Annotated in this window: 18 protein-coding genes; 6 read left to right on the top strand and 12 right to left on the bottom strand. The window is 43.9% G+C overall.

All coding sequences use genetic code 11. The annotated features are described in order from the left end of the window. The 6 genes from SPEA_RS06845 to rlmN all read right to left on the bottom strand — a co-directional run bounded on the left by SPEA_RS06845 (position 1) and on the right by rlmN (position 6,105). Positions 1-621, bottom strand: a complete 621-nt coding sequence (locus SPEA_RS06845) for a tetratricopeptide repeat protein (protein WP_012154560.1) — start codon at positions 619-621, stop codon at positions 1-3. Positions 622-635: 14 nt separating this feature from the next. Next, complete coding sequence (gene hisS, locus SPEA_RS06840; RefSeq protein ID WP_012154559.1) at positions 636-1,910, bottom strand: histidine--tRNA ligase; 1,275 nt, start codon at positions 1,908-1,910, stop codon at positions 636-638. A 139-nt stretch (positions 1,911-2,049) separates the two neighbouring features. Further along, positions 2,050-3,165: a flavodoxin-dependent (E)-4-hydroxy-3-methylbut-2-enyl-diphosphate synthase gene (gene ispG, locus SPEA_RS06835; RefSeq protein WP_012154558.1), complete on the bottom strand. Its 1,116-nt coding sequence runs from the start codon at positions 3,163-3,165 to the stop codon at positions 2,050-2,052. Positions 3,166-3,186: 21 nt separating this feature from the next. Next, positions 3,187-4,152, bottom strand: a complete 966-nt coding sequence (locus tag SPEA_RS06830) for a RodZ domain-containing protein (protein ID WP_012154557.1) — start codon at positions 4,150-4,152, stop codon at positions 3,187-3,189. Beyond that, on the bottom strand, positions 4,152-4,940 hold the full coding sequence (gene pilW / locus SPEA_RS06825; protein ID WP_041411325.1) for a type IV pilus biogenesis/stability protein PilW: 789 nt from the start codon (positions 4,938-4,940) through the stop codon (positions 4,152-4,154). The genes SPEA_RS06830 and pilW overlap by 1 nt, the downstream gene beginning before the upstream one ends. 43 nt (positions 4,941-4,983) lie before the next feature. Next, positions 4,984-6,105, bottom strand: a complete 1,122-nt coding sequence (gene rlmN / locus SPEA_RS06820; RefSeq protein WP_012154555.1) for a dual-specificity RNA methyltransferase RlmN — start codon at positions 6,103-6,105, stop codon at positions 4,984-4,986. A 160-nt stretch (positions 6,106-6,265) separates the two neighbouring features. Here rlmN and SPEA_RS06815 point away from each other — a divergent pair, with 160 nt between their 5' ends. Together SPEA_RS06815 and SPEA_RS06810 are read left to right on the top strand one after the other, a co-directional pair. Next, on the top strand, positions 6,266-7,336 hold the full coding sequence (locus SPEA_RS06815) for a CNNM domain-containing protein (RefSeq protein ID WP_012154554.1): 1,071 nt from the start codon (positions 6,266-6,268) through the stop codon (positions 7,334-7,336). 507 nt (positions 7,337-7,843) lie between these two features. Then, on the top strand, positions 7,844-9,622 hold the full coding sequence (locus SPEA_RS06810) for a bifunctional metallophosphatase/5'-nucleotidase (protein WP_012154553.1): 1,779 nt from the start codon (positions 7,844-7,846) through the stop codon (positions 9,620-9,622). Between the two features lie 64 nt (positions 9,623-9,686). On the opposite strand, the gene SPEA_RS06805 is transcribed toward SPEA_RS06810, so the two are convergent. The 4 genes from SPEA_RS06805 to SPEA_RS06790 all read right to left on the bottom strand — a co-directional run bounded on the left by SPEA_RS06805 (position 9,687) and on the right by SPEA_RS06790 (position 11,729). After that, positions 9,687-10,229, bottom strand: coding sequence for a GNAT family N-acetyltransferase (locus SPEA_RS06805; RefSeq protein WP_012154552.1), 543 nt, complete (start codon positions 10,227-10,229; stop codon positions 9,687-9,689). 84 nt (positions 10,230-10,313) lie between these two features. Then, positions 10,314-10,814, bottom strand: a complete 501-nt coding sequence (locus tag SPEA_RS06800; protein WP_012154551.1) for a GNAT family N-acetyltransferase — start codon at positions 10,812-10,814, stop codon at positions 10,314-10,316. Positions 10,815-10,994: 180 nt separating this feature from the next. Further along, a complete protein-coding gene (locus tag SPEA_RS06795) occupies positions 10,995-11,297 on the bottom strand; it encodes a hypothetical protein (RefSeq protein ID WP_012154550.1) in 303 nt (100 codons plus the stop codon). Positions 11,298-11,504: 207 nt separating this feature from the next. Next, positions 11,505-11,729 (bottom strand): DUF3820 family protein, encoded by a 225-nt coding sequence (locus SPEA_RS06790; protein WP_012154549.1) that lies wholly within the window; start codon positions 11,727-11,729, stop codon positions 11,505-11,507. Between the two features lie 565 nt (positions 11,730-12,294). On the opposite strand from SPEA_RS06790, the gene SPEA_RS06785 reads away from it, so the two are divergent. From SPEA_RS06785 to SPEA_RS06770, 4 genes are all read left to right on the top strand, one after another. After that, entirely contained in the window at positions 12,295-13,038 is a 744-nt protein-coding gene (locus SPEA_RS06785; RefSeq protein ID WP_012154548.1) for an AAA family ATPase, read from the top strand. After that, positions 12,998-13,441: a hypothetical protein gene (locus SPEA_RS06780; protein ID WP_012154547.1), complete on the top strand. Its 444-nt coding sequence runs from the start codon at positions 12,998-13,000 to the stop codon at positions 13,439-13,441. The genes SPEA_RS06785 and SPEA_RS06780 overlap by 41 nt, the downstream gene beginning before the upstream one ends. Positions 13,442-13,685: 244 nt before the next feature. Beyond that, positions 13,686-14,510 carry a M90 family metallopeptidase gene (locus SPEA_RS06775; protein ID WP_012154546.1) on the top strand — a complete coding sequence of 275 codons (825 nt, stop codon included), beginning with the start codon at positions 13,686-13,688 and terminating at the stop codon, positions 14,508-14,510. A gap of 57 nt (positions 14,511-14,567) precedes the next feature. Next, entirely contained in the window at positions 14,568-15,053 is a 486-nt protein-coding gene (locus SPEA_RS06770; protein ID WP_012154545.1) for a nuclear transport factor 2 family protein, read from the top strand. A gap of 52 nt (positions 15,054-15,105) precedes the next feature. Here the strand turns inward: SPEA_RS06770 and SPEA_RS06765 are convergent, their stop codons facing one another. Together SPEA_RS06765 and aceB are read right to left on the bottom strand one after the other, a co-directional pair. Beyond that, positions 15,106-16,581 carry an HDOD domain-containing protein gene (locus SPEA_RS06765; RefSeq protein WP_012154544.1) on the bottom strand — a complete coding sequence of 492 codons (1,476 nt, stop codon included), beginning with the start codon at positions 16,579-16,581 and terminating at the stop codon, positions 15,106-15,108. A 429-nt stretch (positions 16,582-17,010) separates the two neighbouring features. Then, positions 17,011-18,648, bottom strand: a complete 1,638-nt coding sequence (gene aceB, locus SPEA_RS06760) for a malate synthase A (protein ID WP_041411322.1) — start codon at positions 18,646-18,648, stop codon at positions 17,011-17,013. Positions 18,649-18,805: the final 157 nt, after the last annotated feature.

The following is an 18,805-nucleotide window of genomic DNA, read 5'->3' as shown; positions in this document are numbered from 1 at the left end:
TTATGCCTTGTTCAGATTATCAAGCTTCATTTGTAATGTTGGACTTGTCATAGTGCCACCATTGTCTACCGCAGTTTGATAGGCAACCTTTGCCTTCTCTGTTTCACCTTGGCGAACTAAGAAATCACCTTTTAGCTCATCTCTTTGAGCCTTCGATGCTGGATCGGTAATTTGTTCAAGGGTGGTGATCGCAGTCGCATATTGACCAAGCTCTGCCTGTACACGTGCAAGACGCATAGTGGCAATCAACACAATGCTGTTATCAACATTAGTCGCGATAACATTTTTAAGGGTCACTTCCCCTTTTGCTAGATCACCACTTTCTACCGCAGATTTAGCCACTAACAACTCAAGCAGAGACTGATAACCTTTCTGGCCATGTTGTTTGGCAAAGTTCTCCGCCGCAGTTAACATCGCCGTATCGGCAGTGTTTTGGCTGCTCAGTGCCTGAAATGACTCTGATGCCGCTTCTGCTTGCGCTACTTGGTAGTCAGAATAATAATTCCAACCGAATAATCCACCTAAACCGACAACGGCGCCAACAACAATTGAGGTACCGTAATCTTTCCAGAACTGTTTGATAGCATCTACTTGTTGATCTTCTGTGCTATAAATTTCCACTTACTCTTCCCCTTTTAAATCAGCTCTGCAATATATGTCGCCAACGCATCACGGGCAACTAATTCTTGTGCTTTATCTTCGCGAAGGTGTTTCACTGCAACTTGATTATTGGCAAGTTCATCTTCACCAATCACCAGTGCAACGCAGGCACCGCTCTTATCGGCTCGCTTCATCTGCTTCTTAAAGTTACCGCCACCACAATGGCTCATCACTTTAGCAGTTGGCAAGCTAGCTCTTAGTTCTTGCGCAATCTTAATCGCTTCAACTTTGCAGTTATCACCCATCGCTGTCACGTATACGTCAACAGCTGGACCGATATCTTTGTCGAGCTCAAGTGTTTGCAGTAGTAATACGATGCGCTCAAGGCCCATTGCAAAACCGACTGCCGGTGTTGGCTTACCACCTAGCTGGCCAACAAGACCATCGTAACGACCACCGGCCAATACTGTACCTTGCGAACCTAGGCTCGATGTCACCCACTCAAAAACCGTGCGATTATAATAATCTAAACCGCGCACTAGGCGAGGATTGATTGTGTATTGGATGCCGACAGCCTCTAAGAGTTCACATAAATGTGAAAAATGTGAACGCGTGTCTTCACCGAAATAATCCATTAGCACTGGCGCATCGGCTAGAAGTGCCTGTACATCGGCATTCTTAGAGTCCAAAACGCGCAGTGGGTTACTGTACATGCGGCGCTGGCTATCTTCGTCTAACACCTCTTTGTGTTGCTCTAAGAAAGCAATCAAGGCATCACGGTATGCGGCGCGCTCTTCAGTATCACCTAAAGTATTTAGCTCTAGGGTCACATGCTCAGTAATACCGAGTTTTTCCCAAAGCTTGGCTGATAGCATCAAGACTTCAGCGTCGATATCGGCAGTAGGAATGCCGTAAACTTCAACACCAAATTGGTGGAATTGACGGTAACGGCCTTTTTGTGGGCGTTCGTGGCGGAACATTGGTCCCATATACCAAAGACGCTGCTCTTGGTTGTATAGCAAACCGTGTTCGTTACCCGCACGTACCGTAGAGGCAGTGCCTTCTGGACGTAGGGTTAAGCTGTCACCGTTTCGATCTTCAAAGGTATACATCTCTTTTTCAACGATATCAGTTACTTCACCGATAGAGCGCTTAAAGAGATCTGTACTTTCAACGATAGGAGTACGAATTTCGCTGTAACCATATGACCCAACAGTGTCACGTAATACGGTTTCAAGTTTTTGCCATAAAGGACTTTGGGTAGGCAGAATGTCATTCATTCCGCGAATCGCTTGGATCTGTTTTGCCACTATTCGACTCGTCAAGTTTGCTATATAAAAATTAAAAAACGCCTCGCATTATAGGCGTTTCGAGACTAAACGTACAACAGGTGCATTCAGCCATAAAAAAATCACAAGCCCACGCTGCAGGGTTGTGATGCAATTGTCGTTACTTATTTAAATCTTGAGCCGGAATGCGACCCGCAACAATGGCCGCTTTAGCGCGGATCTTTGCCTCTAACGAATCGACAATATTGGTATTGTCAAAACGCTCTTTCTGGCGCACACCATCGTCGTAATAACCGCTCATGCGGTTACCACCAGTAAGACCGATATCTGATACCAAGGCTTCACCTGGGCCATTGACTACACAGCCAATGATAGATACATCCATAGGCGTCACGATATCTTCTAGGCGCTGCTCTAACTCGTTTACCGTTGAGATCACATCAAACTCTTGGCGCGAACACGATGGGCAAGCGATAAAGTTAATCCCGCGTGAGCGAATACGTAGCGACTTTAGGATGTCGAAGCCGACTTTGATCTCTTCGACTGGATCGGCCGCCAATGAAATACGTAGCGTGTCACCTATACCATCGGCAAGTAGCATGCCTAGACCTACGGCAGACTTCACTGAACCAGCACGCGCGCCGCCCGCTTCGGTAATACCAAGGTGCAATGGCTGCACGATTTGCTTAGCCAGTAAACGGTATGACTCTACCGCTAAGAACACGTCCGATGCCTTAACACTGACCTTAAACTGATCGAAGTTCAAACGGTCAAGAATATCTACGTGACGCATTGCTGACTCAAGTAGAGCTTCTGGTGTTGGCTCTTTGTATTTATCCATCAGATCTTTCTCTAATGAACCGCCGTTCACACCGATACGAATAGGAATATTCATATCGCGCGCACATTCAACTACGCTACGAATACGCTCTTCGTTACCGATATTACCTGGATTAATACGCAAGCAGTCCACGCCATATTCAGCTACTTTAAGGGCGATACGGTAGTCAAAATGAATATCGGCGATTAAAGGTATTGATGTTTGCTGTTTGATCAGCTTAAAGGCTTCGGCCGCGTCCATGGTTGGCACTGAAACGCGAACAATGTCTGCACCAACATTTTCTAACGCCTTAATTTGCGCAACCGTCGCTTCAACATCTGTTGTACGAGTATTGGTCATTGACTGTACCGCGATTGGGGCACCATCACCAATAGGTACATTGCCTACATAAATGCGGCTTGATTTGCGTCTGATAATAGGAGATTCGTTATACATCGTTTTGTGCTCTGTGATCCGTTATTGTCCTGCGAGTGGCAACGTTAATCTCGCCACCTTACCGCTAGGATACTGCTCCAAACTAATCGCTTTACCATTTAGTTGGATATTGACTACTTGAGGGGCGCCTAACGTCACCGAAAACGGCTCTGCCCCAACTAAGTTAATCTCGCTACCGGCTTTCCTAAGATCGCTGACTAGGGTCTTGCCTGTCGCATCGGCGATTTTAATCCAGCAGTCTCCTGTTAGGCTTAATTTTAGCGATGAGCCTGCTGTGGCATCTGTTGTAACAGACGGTGCTATGTCTGCAGAAGAAGTATCTGATTGAACCGTTTCAGCTAAAACAGGCTCAGAGAGCACCGCTGTAAAATCAGTTTCAGCTTGGCTGCCCTCATTCGCAAGTTGCGATGCCTCATCAACAGCTTCTGAGAACTGTTCAACAGCAGAATCTTGATGAGCAACCAGCAATGGCTCAGCAGGGCTCGAATCAGGTAGCTGTACCGATGCTGCCACCTCTTCTGCCGTTGGTTGTGAATAATCAACCGCAGTCTCTAGCGAAGACTTTTGGAACCACCACCAGACCATTAATGCTAACAGCACAAACACGATAAGATAGGTCAACGCCATCAAGCGGCCATCACGAGCCTGACGTGTGGTCTTGCGAGAAAAACTCTGCATCGATGGCTCATCGTCATTCGCAAGTTGCTTATTTAAGCACTCTTGTACGGTAAACGGGTCGGCCTGCACTGCCCGAGCGTAGTTTTTCACATAGCCGCGCACATAAGTTGCTGCGCCAACTGCCTCTAAATTATCGGCCTCAATCTCTTGCACGATAGTGGGACGTAAATGCAATTGTGCTGCAATCGCCTCTATCGACAGCCCCTTATTTTCGCGGGCTGTTTTTAGCAAAACGCCCAGTGTGAGCGTCGGCTCATCCACTAGGCTTTCATTATCTACATTGGGCTCTTGATTCTGTTCATTTTTCATTAATGCATACTAGCCCGATATTCTTTGGCCTGAACAGACTGCGGAAACTTTGCCAGTAGTAAGATACCGAACCGTCTAACCGCTTCTTGGTCATTCAAACCTTGTTCAATTTTAATCCCGAGTGCCAAACTGCCTGCAGATTCTGCAGCCACTCTATGATAGCGAGAAAGTTGTTCTCTCGCCTCGGCATATTTGCCCTCTTCATAATCGATCTCTGTCAGCTCGATTAGTGAGGTACGTCTTCTAGGATCGTAGTTTAGTGCCATCGCAAAATAAGACTGCGCTTTACTCATTTGTCCGGCTTTACGGCTACAAATACCGAGGTTTTCATAGGTTGAAGCCGAACGGGTATACAGAGGCTGGTCAACAGCTTTTAGAAACATCTTCTCAGACTCAGCATATTTACCTTGCTGACACAAAAATGCACCGAAGTTATTGTATGAATCACCCGTTGCATCACTTGAGTCGATCGCTTCTCTGTATGCTTGCTCTGTTTTTTCTAATTCACCGACAGACTGGTAGTAATAAGCAAAAGCAATGTGCACTTCTTCCAAATTGGGTGCAAAAGCCAATGCTCGATCGAGGTTGGCTTTGGCTTGTTCACTATTGCCTTTTTGTAGATAGGTCAGACCAAGTTGTATTCGCTGACGTGCAGCGGCAACTTTATCCACTTTTCTTTCAGAGACTGGCGTATCGGTACCCGCATAGGTATCTTGGGTAACACACCCTGTTGTCATCACTGACGACAGGATTAATACCAGCGGCAATACCAGCTTACTCTGATTCATTTTTAAGCCCATCTAACAGTCATCTATCAGTAGATACAAAGAGTTAGTTTATTGTGACTGAAATTTGATTTTGTTGCATTTGTTTTTTTGCTAAACGTTTGGTTCTATCGCGAATGTCACCCGCTAACTGACCACATGCAGCATCGATATCGTCACCACGAGTCTTACGAACGATAACGGTTAGGCCATATTCCATCAAGACTTTCGAGAATCTATCGATACGAGAGTTCGATGAACGCCCATATGGAGAACCCGGGTATGGGTTAAACGGAATAAGGTTAACCTTACACGGCGTATCTTTCATCAGCTTAGCTAACTCATGAGCCTGATCTGTACTGTCATTAATATGATCTAGCATGACGTACTCAACGGTGACGCGACCGCGGTTAGCATTAGATTTAGCGATATAGCGACGAATACCCCCTAAGAACTCTTCTAGTGGATATTTTTTGTTAACTGGAACCAATACGTCACGCAGCTCATCATTAGGTGCGTGAATACTCACGGCTAATGCGACGTCTAGTACATCACCCAATTTATCAAGAGCTGGTACAACACCTGATGTCGATAAGGTTACACGGCGCTTAGATAGGCTGAAACCAAAATCATCCAACATGATATCCATCGCTGGGATCACATTCTTTAAGTTGAGTAATGGTTCACCCATGCCCATCATCACAACGTTTGTGATTGGACGTTCACCTGTGTCTTTCACGAAACCGATAAAGTCGGCAACGCGCCAAATTTGGCCTACGATCTCTGCAACCGTTAGGTTACGGTTAAAGCCTTGCTGCGCCGTTGAGCAGAAAGTACACTCTAGGGCACAACCCACTTGCGACGATACACATAGCGTGGCACGGTCATCTTCAGGGATATAAACCGTTTCAACTTCTTGACCATCACCAACGTTGATAGCGAACTTAATTGTGCCATCAACAGACTTTTGATAACTTGAAATTTCAGGGGCGACGATTTCGCATTTCGCGGCAAGTTTAGCGCGCAATACTTTGTTAATGTTCGTCATTTCTTCGAAGTCACTAACGCCAAAATGATAAATCCATTTCATCAATTGATCAGCACGGAATGGCTTTTCACCCATTTCGGTAAATAGCGCTCTTAATGCTTTACGATCAAGATCCAATAAATTGATCTTCTTTTCACTCATTTAGTCTAACCTCAAAAAAACCTAAAACCTGCTTGCGGGCGGCGAATTATACAGATCTTAACAAATATTAGCCAGTGGGCTATCACCAAAGTTAAAAAGCTGTGCTAGAATCCGCGCAGACTACTTTTGGTCTGCCATTTGGAGGTGTAATTTCACCTTTATGATAACCCTTATCATTATAATATTTGTCGCGATAACCGTCTCTTTTCTTTGTAGTGTGTTTGAAGCCGTATTGCTTTCAGTGACACCAAGTTACATAGCCTCATTAACTAAAACCAATCCAGGTGCAGCTAATAGATTACGTAAGCAAAAAGAGAATGTTGAATCTCCACTCGTTTCAATCCTGACCTTAAACACTATCGCTCACACCGTCGGTGCTGCAGTTGCTGGTGCGCAAGCGGCTAAGGTATTTGGCGATGAGATGTTAGGCGTATTTTCTGGTGTTCTTACCTTCTTAATTCTCTTCTTCTCAGAGATCATCCCTAAGACCCTAGGTGCAAACTACTGGCGTTCACTCGCTCCAACTGTATCTATCGCCTTGGTTTGGATGGAACGAAGTACCTTGCCTCTTATCTGGATGTCTAATCAAGTTACTAAACTGATGGGCAAAGGCGATGAAGGTCAGTACATTCGTCAAGAGATGAGTGCGATGGCAGAGATTGGTCGTGCATCTGGAGAGCTTGATGAGCAAGAGTCAAAGATTTTGACTCAGATGCTGTCGGTTAAAGAAATGCCTGTAACCGCTATCATGACGCCAAGAACAGTATTGTTTAGACTGCCTACCGACTTAACTCAGGATCAGTTTACACGTCAGTACATGGCAAAACCTTTTACTCGAATTCCTGTCTATGACCAAGAGCCAGATAACATTATTGGTTACGTGAATAGAAACGATATTTTGCTTGCTGAGCGTAACACTCCAAAAGAGTCGATCGCCGTGCTTAAGAAGAGCCTATTGGTGATCCCAGAGACCGCCAAGATTTTGCCTCTATTTGAGCTAATGATTAAGCGAAATACTAAGATTGCTATGGTAGTAGATGAATACGGTTCTCACGAAGGTATTGTTACCTTAGAAGATATCGTTGAATCATTACTCGGCCTTGAGATTGTCGATTCAAACGACCCTGTAACAGACATGCAGCAATTTGCACGTAAGTTATGGAGTCGCCGCATGAAAGACAAAGGCATAGTATTATCTGATGATGGCGATTTCGAAAAAGAAGAGCGCTAATATCTGTTAACCAAATTGTTGGTTACTAAAAAGGGAGCTTGGCTCCCTTTTTTAATATCTAAACTCTATCGCTAGCAATATTCGGCAGTTATACCAATCAGTATAAAGATTTGGTCGCTCAGCGAGAGTTTAGCGGTTCTGAGGCAAGGCAACGAGTGAAGAGCATAGTTATTCTACGTTTAAGCTTGTTAACGCAGTATCAGAGCCGCTAAAACTCGCCATTCTGGAGCGTTTTTGGCTGCCTACTTCTGCGTTGAACAACTTCACAAGGGAGCAACCATTCTTTCAGTTATTCGCCTTGAATTAGTTTGCCAAAAACGCTCTGAGTAGATCAACTTCTTATACTGATTGGTATTATACCAATCAAGCTCTAAATAAATCGATTAAAGCTGGCCACCTCCTCAAAGTCAGCCCAGCCTTAAAATCTGCCCTTGCTTAAAAGCAAATTCGGCTTGTTAATAATTAGCCTCGCTGTGCTATACTCCTTGTTTGGTCCCGAGGAATAAGATGACAACCACCCTACCTAAATCAGTGGCGACAAAAGCGCAATACAAGTTAAAACTTGCCCACATCAATGACACTCACTCACACTTCGATGCAAACCGTATTCAATTTACGATTTGTGAGCAGCAAAAAGAGCTGACTCTCTATAGCCACACAGGTGGTTATGCTCGTATCGCTTACCAGCTCAAACAAGCAAGAAACACAGCCAAAAAAGAACGGCAGGAATTTTTATTCTTGCACGGCGGAGACAGTTTCCAAGGCACGCTTTACTTCAATGAGTTCAAAGGTAAAGCCAACTCAGACCTGTTGAACATGCTCCAGCCTGATGCCATGGTGCTAGGCAATCATGAAATAGACGCGGGTAACGAGCCAGTACTCGACTTTCTTAATGATATTAAGTTTCCCCTAATGGCTGGCAACATGGATCTTAGCCAAGAGTGCCTAAATAAAAGTGCGCGCCTAGCTAATCACCGAAACTTACTCGACTTTAACCCTGAGTCACAAACTGCCAAAGTACTGCTAAAGCCATTAGCTGATAAGCAAATCGCCTGCTTTGGCATCACGCTCGACCAAATGAGTGAAATTGCAGGCCCTGATGAAGACACCCATTTTATTAACGCTATCGCCACTACTCGGCGCACGGTTGCTCAGCTAAAGGCTCAGGGCATTGACCACATTATCGTATTGAGTCACCTAGGGCTGGATCAAGATAAAGTCTTAGCCAGTGAAGTCGATGGCATTAGCCTCATTGTTGGTGGTCACTCACATACCCTACAAGGTGACTTTAGTGAGCTTGGCTTATCTAATATGCCCTATGGTGAGCGTATTAACGATACCGCGATAGTACACGCAGGTAAGTATGCCGAAACCTTAGGTATTGCCGACATCACTTTTGACTCTAAAGGTAAGGTATTAACGCTCATGGGTGGCAATTACTTCATGTTAGATCAGCAGTTTATCCTGCAGGCTTCCGATGATGTCAGTCCTCAAGATTATCTAAATGTTCGTCAACAACTACAATCCCATCCACTGATCTTATGGGATGGTGAAGATAGCTTGGTGCAGACAAGAATTCAGCAAAAATACCGACCTAGTCTCGATGCGCTAAATAATAAAATCTTGGGCTTTGTCCCTAAAAGCTTGGTTCATACACGCTTGCCCAGCAAAGCTCTGCCCCACGGCAGTGAAATTGCGCCATGGGTCAGCCGTAGCATGTATCAGGAAACCAGAGAGCTAGGGGTTGAGGTCGACTTCGCACTGCATAATGCCGGTGGCGTACGTCAGTCTCTCGATAAAGGTGATGTGAGTTTGGCGGAGATCTTAGGACGCATTTTACCTTTCGACATCCCATTAGTGACCTATGAGATCCAAGGCCAGTATCTATTTCAGATGCTAGAGTCTGCGATAAATGCGGCAACCAATAACAGTGTGATTGGCACTGGTGCGGGAAGCTTCCCTTACACCTATGGCTTGAAATACTTTTATGATGGTAAACAGGCTTTAGGACAACGCATCATCAAGCTTGAAGTCCTCAGTGATGTAGAAGGTACAATGCAGTGGCGAGAAGTCGATGCGAAGGCTCATTATAAAGGGGTCTCCTCTTCCTATACCGCATCGGGTAAGGAAGGTTATCACCCGATATTGAAAGCAAATTGGCAAAAAGATGTCGATGGCTTGAGTCTGCCACAAGCTTTCATTCGCTTTATCAGTAAAGCCCAAAGCTTAGATGAAGTGCTCGAACCACAGGTTCACTACACCAGCCATAATCTCGCGCCACTGTAATTAAATGCAATTGAGTGGGCAAGGGCTGAACTTCAGTCTTGCCCCCACAACAAAGCAGATTATTTTAGGCTAACGGCTTTACCATACTGAAGTTGACCAGTACTTGGTCCCCTTTATTATGGCTATTTTGTTTAATAGTTTGAAACGCAAACCGTTCAAACACGGGCTTAGCCAAATATGAGGCCTGTACCGCTAACTGCTTAACCCCGAGTGTTAGCGCCTTTTTTTCAAGTTCAAGATATAAAGCTTTAGCTACTCCCATACCCACAAACTCAGGATGAGTAAACAAGCAATCAACCTCTGCTTGAGTTAAAAAGCCTGCAGTAGCCTGTTCAATATCGATATGACTATCGCCATTTAAATCGCTTGGTTTCTTGAGATTGATAAAACCGATAATACGTTGGTTTGCTTCAGCGACCCAAGTTAACGTCCCTGATAAACGCTCAAGCCAAACCTCATCGCTACGCAAGTTAGGTGACCAAACCGCGCGCTCTTGCTCACTGTAATGAGAGGCTGCGCCCTGTTTAATGCTCAAGTGAAACACCTGAGCCAGCTCGGTGACGTCGTTAATCACGAATGGTCTGACTGTGAATACTGGTTGTTTCATAGGGTAAATCCTTTTAAAGCTTGCTATAGACTGGCTCATTTTCGCGAAAGACTGACTGGCTCAAGCAACGTTAACTTTGCAAAACTAAATCAGCCCCTTAAGCATGTAATAGCCCATGATGACCACACCCCGCTTCTCTTGATAGCTACGATGTCTAACTTTAAAGCCCATTGATTCGAAGAGCGGTTTCGACACCTTTGAGGCATCGACCGATAGCTCATCAAATTTTTGCTGCCTCGCCCATTGCTCTAACGCTGTATATAACTGACTTGCAATACCGCGCCGCTGATAGGCTGGATGCACATATAAACTATCAATATAGCCACGACTCTCAAATTGAGTCTCAAGATTAATAAAGCCGCAGCAAAAAGCCTTGTCAGACTCTATACGCTTGTCATCCACCACCAACCAAGTTTGAGATTTAGATAGCCTCTTATGCCAGTGATATGCTGATCTTGGTGCAAAAGACCATGCCGACTTTTCTTCTTCGCAATAAACGTCCTCGCTTATGCCGCAAATCGAAATATGCGCCAGCATTGAGACCTCAACGGCATAACATTTTTGATATGGGATCAGTTTAAGCATTGATAATATTCACTTACTTAGGCGATTGATGATTACGAGAGGTAAGGCTTTGCTGCCCATATTTTGCAGTAGTTTTACACAAAAGAAAATGGCGTAGACTCAGTCTACGCCATTTAGCATTCTTTCTAAAAGTTCACTCTTTAAAGCCAAGCAGTTCTGCTTATGGCGTTAAAGTGACAATTACTTTTTATCGATACGGCCAACAAATAACAACTCATCGAAAGTACGATTTAGAGTTTTGCTGCTGAAATCGTTCATCCACATCTGCTCTTGAACAACAACAGTGTCGCCTTTCTTAACTTCAATCTGTGGACCTGCAGCCCAAAAAGTCTTGTCAGCTTCTTTAATCTGAACGTAGGTATAACCGCCGCCATTCATGGTATCCATGACAGTACCTTCATGCATAACACCTTGTGCCCATGCGCTTGAGATACCGAGTGCTAGAGTTGCAGCTGCAGCCAATTTCACTAATTTAGCTATCATCGGAAATTTCCTTTAAATAAGTTATCAATTCATAAGTATTAAAACATGCAATAGCTGATAAATCTCTAATTAGTCACAAGTATAAGCTAGCTAATATCCAACTATTAGATCCAACTCTCATAACCAAGTATTTTAATCCCTATCACGGAACTTTATTAATTACAGTCGATTTATTGCTCAAATGGACTAATACCAACCTAAAGCCAGTTAAGAACGCTTTGCCTCATCTAATATAGGCTGCAACATACCTTCAAGACCATTTAACTTGACCTCATACATTAACGCTAATTGCTGGCCCAGTTTTCCTTCAGGGAAGCCTTTTGAATGGAACCAGACTAAATAAGGTTCAGGTAGTTCGAGTAAATACCTTCCTGCATATTTACCAAAAGGCATCTTTTGAGTAACGGCTTCAAATAGAAGTTTTTCATCCATCACAGATTAACCTCATTATTATCAAAAAAATATTCTAGCGCCACATTCTATCAAGTTCTCATAGAAATACTGCACTTTGACTCGCGCCAGCAACAACGATGATTCAAAAATCATGAGCTCAAGTGTAAAACTGTATATATCAATTTTAAATAACAATAAGATTAAATATATCACATTGAAATAAGCAAGCAGGCCAGTAAGCGGCTAAAACCGGAAAATAGACCGTTATCTATTCAGTTAAAAAGATTACTTATTTCAAATAAAAGCTAAACACCTAATTAACCTAACAAATAACCCACAACTGCAACACTTTTAACTTAGCGCCAAAAAACCGCCCCACACACCTAAAACGTCAAAAATTTGCTCAGCGTCAATTGCAATAAAACCGTCAATTATCATACAGTTGACGAATACGATGTATCGACCTAGATTAAGTTCACAGTGACAGAAGATATATGTGGATTGCGTTATTAACAAATCCGGTATCAATAAGTACGCAAACTGTTACTTAACTCCATTCATATAATAAGAAATATAAATTCACCGCGTACAAGAGGAAAACAAAATGATCATACTCGTCGGTGGCGAAAAAGGTGGTAGTGGTAAAAGTTGCCTAGCCCAAAATGTCGCTGTATTTCTAACAGCAGAATGCCAAGCCTCAGTTATTATGGTTGATTGCGATCCTCAACGTACGACTTCAGATTGGATCCATGCCCGCAATAATAACTCTGACTTACCCAGTATTAATTGTGTGCAACTTTACGGAAAAATCCGTAATGATCTCCTTAGTTTAGAGCAGCATTATGATTATGTAATCGTAGATTGTGGTGGCCAAGATAACTTAGCGCTGCGCGCAACGATGTCGGTCGCGTCACACGTGCTTATGCCTCTGCGTCCTAAACGTCGAGATCTGAAAACAGTCAGTCATATGGATGATATCGTCGCTACTTGTATGATGATAAACCCTAAAATGCGTGCCACTTTTGTTATTACCCAATGCCCTAGCCTGCCTAATCAGGCAAACCGGATCTTTGAAGCTAAAGAAGTTTGTAAGACATACGACATCAATGTGTTAGATGCGATTACCTATAGCCGCAATATCTACGATGACAGCGAAGAATCTGGCCTGTCAGTACTCGAGATTGAACCTAATGGAAAAGCCGCTGGGGAGATAAGGGGCATTGCCTGTGAAATGCTACAAGTAAACAGTGCCACTGAAATTCGCAATCGCCTTGCTGAAAAACAGATGAACAAGATGAGAGGTAATTATGGGTCTGGCAGATCTCAAGAAAAACTCTACGCCGTCTAGTTCAACCCATAGGCAGATCCAAACAAGCCAGCTAGCACTCGATGATTTAATTGATGATTTTATTAACGATGCGAGCCGTTATGCTTCAGGCCAAGAAGTGCTCGCGTCTAAACAACATAAAGTCATTGATTTAGAACGACAGAAAGCCCGGTTTCAGCCTGAATATAGAAGTAACTTACTGAACAGACAACAAAGCGAAACAGTATTAACGGTGAAAAAAGGAAATTGCCCTGTCAGAAAGGCAACCTTCACCTTAACTGAATCTGCGATTGCTCACTTAGCAACATTAGCCGATGACTGCGATGTAGCAAAATCAAAGTTAATTCGCTTCTTAATTGAGCATCACTTTAATTTAAGCCCCGAGCAAAGAAAGCAAAAGGAAAAAAGTATTATCGTTGAATAAGTATAAATCTCCCTTCCCTTAGCTGGCAGTAAACTAACAATTTTGAAGTATTGCACTGCCAGCATTTTTTCTCTATCCGCGACGCTCCCCAAACTGCCCATTTTCTAATCACGATTTAGTATTCTTGACTCCTAAACCTCTGCACTTTTAATCTCAAAGATAATCGACTCGAATTATTGCAACGGTTGAATCTTGCTCACTGCGTCCATATATCATTATTAACGCAAATAAATCCAGGGAACCTATGTTGGCGATCTTTCTTATCCTACTGTTCAGTATTAGCGCCATAGCATGGATTGCTAGTGCGTCATGGCGTGCTCGTCGTCGACGGAAATTAATTAGCCAACAGCCTTTCCCCCATGAATGGCGAGAGATCTTAAAACGTCGTATTCCTTTTTTTAGGACATTACCCGCAGATCTGCAGCTACAACTGAAGAAACACATTCAAGTATTTATCGCAGAAAAACGCTTTGTCGGCTGCGATGATTTAAAAATTACCGATGATATTCGTGTCACGGTGGCCGCTCAAGCCTGTTTATTATTACTCAATAGAACAACCGATTTTTATCCAAGATTAAAAGAGATCCTCATTTATCCATCGGTATTTATTGTCGAAAACCAGCAGCATCATGGTGCAGGAGTGGTGTCAGAGCAGCGAAGAGTCCTATCGGGTGAATCATGGCAACATGGCCGTGTAATATTGTCTTGGCAAACCACTAAGCACGACGCCGCTGTACCTGATGATGGCAGTAATGTAGTCATCCATGAGTTTGCCCACCAATTAGATCAAGAAGATGGCAGTGCAAACGGGGCTCCTATTCTGCAACATAGCAAGGATTACGCTTCTTGGTCTGAAGTATTAATGCAGGAATTTCAAGCGTTAGTAAGGGCGAGTCAATACGGTGAACATTCACTTTTTAGCTATTATGGCGCCACTAACCCAGCGGAATTTTTTGCCGTTGTGAGTGAAGTTTTTTTCGAGCAGCCCCATGACTTTATCGCATTACATCCAGCGCTTTACCGAGAGCTAAGCGCTTTTTACCAGCTCGATCCGGTGAATTGGCATTAACCCTTGGACCTCTATAGTATTAGTGTCAGTAGAGCCAACATCATGACAAGGATAGATATGTTTAATCTAAGCGCCTCGAAGGCCTTATGCATTATATGGCTAGTCTCAAGCTCTGTTTCAATCAATGCACTCGCCAGTGACAGTCCTGAGAGTGACAAGCAGCAGGCTGCCAAAGTGTTGGATGCACTAAACCAATATTCATCTAATGCTGACTGGGATAGCTACTTTGCACTATACGATGATAAAGGCATTTTTATTGGTACAGATGTAAATGAACATTGGGGAAAAGCTGAATTTGAGCAATACGCTAGGCCAACGAAAGGATGGCGTTACGATTTAACCAGTAGAAAGATGACACAACACGGCGATGTGATTTTGTTTGACGAGATTTTATCTAGCCCCTCTTATGGCGTGAGTCGCGGCACGGGTACCTTAATCAAAACCGTACAAGGCTGGAAAATAGCTCAATACCACTTAAGCTTTCCGATCCCCAACGCTATAGCAAAATCGATTACCAAGCAGATAAAAGCAGTCGAAAATTAAAAGCGCTGCAAGGCAGTGCTTTAGCAACTTAAGGAGCTAATCAGTTAGCCCGTTATTTTGTTGAGGTAGTGAAACAGACATTGGCCATATCAACCAAATGACTAAAGCTAGTAAAATCACCTTCGGACAAACGCCTTCCTGAGCTCTCTCTATCGGCATACACCACACCTATCGCGGTTTGATCCATAATCAGTGGGGCAAGCATGAAGCCCGTTGCAGAGGTGATAGCTTTAATGTCATCATCCATAAATAAACGCCACTTAGATGAGCTTGGGTTATCAACAAACAAACCTTTTTTCAGTGAAATACAATCTTGAAATACGCTTTTGGTACTGTTCAATGAAATCTTAAACGACGCTTTCATTTGCTCTACGCCCTCGCCATGAACAATCCTAGGGATCAATGACTTTCGATTCGGAGCCATCAACAGTACACAGCAGCGGTCTACACCAACACCTGTTAGAATCCCGTTTAATGTAATAGAGAGTACCTGATTAAAATCTTGTTTATTTAATGCGCATTGAGTGAGCTCTCGCAAACACTGCAACTGACGGTTAGCATCGCTAACATAAATAACAGGGGCAGGCTGACTCTCGTGAATTTCCTCCTGAAGGTATTTGGGATCAGGTAAATGCTCAACTAATATCCGCGCACCATAGGCATCAGCCATGGTTTTAGTCGCTTTATGGCAGCGAATAATCCGCCCCTTTAGCTCGTCAACCTCTAGACCTAACATACCTGCTGTTTGTTGTAGCCGTTTCGACAACTCCGCCATGTTAGGCGAGTTCTGACACAAGATCTCGCTGAGCTTATTAGCGAGAAAAATACTGCGGATCTCTGGGGTACGCTGATCTGGTTGGCTCAATGATTTTATCAGTAAATGACCGAGTCCCCAGCTCCTTGCGAGCCCTAAGGATAGCTGCTCAAACGTGGTACCAAGCACCTCTCGCACGACTTGATTCATCTGTTGCGACGAATCACATTGATTTAGTTTATTATCAAGCACTAAGGTTTCGGCGCAGCCTGTACTCCAAAAAGCGCTTTCTCCTAAGTGATACAGTAAAGAGGCTATAAAGACCTCCTCTTGCAACTCTTCGTCGTAGCCCTTGAGTAGCATTTTCGTTAGCATTGCAGCTTGAAAAGCTTGTGCCATCAGCTTGAGCATTCTGTGGTAAACGCCTTCTGAGAGCCCCTCAGCTTCAAGCAAACTGCTGAGTAATTTAGCCGTAATACAAATATTCTTTATGGTATCAAAACCAAGCACCACAGCGGCACGGCTTACCGTAGTCACTTGGCTAATCCCTTTACTGTAAGTTACGCTATTTGCCACTCGCAAAATTCTGGAGGTCAATGCATTATCATGCATGACACTCTTACCTAGGATCGATAAAGAGGAGACGTCGTCCTTTGCAAGCTTTTCGAGGGTTTTCACTGTAGAGCAAAGAGCAGGCATCTCTTGATCACTGATACGATTAGTCCAGTATTCGACGCCCTTATATCGACTGTTTTCTATATTACTTACTTTCAAGTCACTCTCATCTTATGACGGTTACACCCATCAGGCTGTACAGGCTACAGATATCATGCTCAGTTCTCTTGCCTGAAAATACACAATGCTCACTATGACAATGATCACCAAGAAAGTGCTCAAAACATCAAGTATAAAATCTATTACTACATTCTATACGTTAATAGCCAACAATAAAGCCTTTACAGTTCGTTAACACACATACCTTTGCCAAACTCTATTAATGTTCAAAAAAAAACGACTCCGAAGAGTCGCCAATCACAACTAAGCCACTCACTGGAAGGGTGAGGGACAAAAATTAAAAACCCGCACAGCACGTAGGAATACAGTGCGGGGGACACAAGCTACAAGATGTAGCCAAACTTTTACCAAGGCAGGTTTTATAACAAGGCAGATTTTATAAAAAGCATACTCAATATCTAATTGGTATTACTCCACCAACAGTTGATATCCCGGCTCAGTTAAAAAATCGACCAACTCGTCTGCTGTAGTGATCTGCTCTAGCAAGACTGCGGCCTGAGTAAAACTGCCGTGAGTAAAACGATCGGCCCCTACCTCATCTTTAACGTGGGCGAGCTCTTCTACCAACATATCCTTAAATAGTGCCTTAGTGACCACAGCCCCAGAGGTAAGCTGCTGACGATGCTTAATCCACTGCCAAATTGAAGTGCGAGATATTTCAGCCGTAGCCGCATCCTCCATTAAGCCATAGATAGGCACGCAGCCATTGCCGTTAATCCACGACTCTATGTATTGCAGTGCAATTCTAATATTGAGGCGCATGCCAGCTTCTGTACATTGCCCCTTTGCAGGTTCGAGTAACTCTCTAGCATGAATAGGGGCGTCAACATCACGGGTAATGTGTAGTTGATTAATATGGTCTTCACCTATGTATTCATTAAAAATTGCCATCGCAGTATCGGCCAGCCCAGGATGTGCTACCCAAGTGCCATCATGGCCATTTCGCGCTTCGAGTTGCTTATCCTGTTTAACCTTAGCTAGCACTTGTTGATTGAGCTCAGTATCTTTTGCTGGAATAAAGGCTGCCATGCCGCCCATAGCTAACGCACCACGCTTGTGGCAGGTCTTGATCAATAAGCGAGAGTAAGCACTTAAAAATGGCTTATCCATGGTGACCGACTGCCTGTCGGGCAGCACTCTGTCGCTATGGTTATTTAGGGTTTTAATATAGCTAAATATATAGTCCCAACGACCGCAATTAAGCGCAACGATGTTAGAGCGCAGTTCATACAAGATCTCATCCATCTCAAAGACGGCGGGTAGGGTTTCAATTAGGCAGGTACATTTTATGGTGCCAGGCTGTAAACAGAAACGCGCCTCAACAAAAGCAAACACTCTTGCCCACCACTTGGCCTCTAGATGGCTTTCTAGCTTAGGAATATAAAAATACGGCCCGCTGCCCTTACTCAATAACTTACAGTAGTTATTGTAGAAATAGACACAAAAATCGAACAAGCCAGCAGGAATGGCGACGCCGCCAAACTGCACATGCTGCTCTTGCATATGTAGACCACGGACTCGGCAAATAAGCACCGCAGGATTGTCATTTAATGAATAATGCTTGCCTGTTTCTGGCGCCGTATAGCCAATATCACCGTTCACCGCATCCCGCAGGTTGATTTGACCTTGCACCACCTTGTGCCAGCTTGGCGCCAGTGAATCCTCAAAATCGGCCATAAACACTTTGGCATTAGCATTAAGCGCATTGATCACCATCTTGCGCTCAACAGGCCCGGTGATCTCTACGCGCCTATCTTGTAAGTCTTCAGGAATACCTCGGATCTGCCAATTCCCTTGACGGATCTCCTTGGTCTCCTCCAAAAAATCGGGCAACTCACCTAAATCAATACGCTTTTGCTTTGCCTGCCTATTAGCAAGTAAATCTGGCACCTGTGGCGCAAACTGCTTACACAATGCCTTTAACAAGCACAGTGTGCCTTCAGTTAATACCTGCTCCTGCCCTGCAACAGCTTGCCCTTTTATCTGTAACTCTTGACTCGATACCAGTGCGTCGCAAGTATCTAGCGCTGTTAATTGCTCTGTCATCATTTTATCTCCCAAAACTTTGCTCATATCCTTGATGACACCTAGCATTGGTTGCTTTAGGCCGTCAGCGCTCAATTAATCCAGTTCCCTAGCATGCCTTTCATAAAGTCGTGCTTAACCTGAACCTTCAAACTTATGACTTAATTAGCGGTAAGGT

This window comes from Shewanella pealeana ATCC 700345 (assembly GCF_000018285.1).
Classification (GTDB): domain Bacteria; phylum Pseudomonadota; class Gammaproteobacteria; order Enterobacterales; family Shewanellaceae; genus Shewanella; species Shewanella pealeana.
The sequence above is the reverse complement of the archived record's forward strand: the minus strand, read 5'-3'. Positions and strand labels throughout refer to the sequence as shown.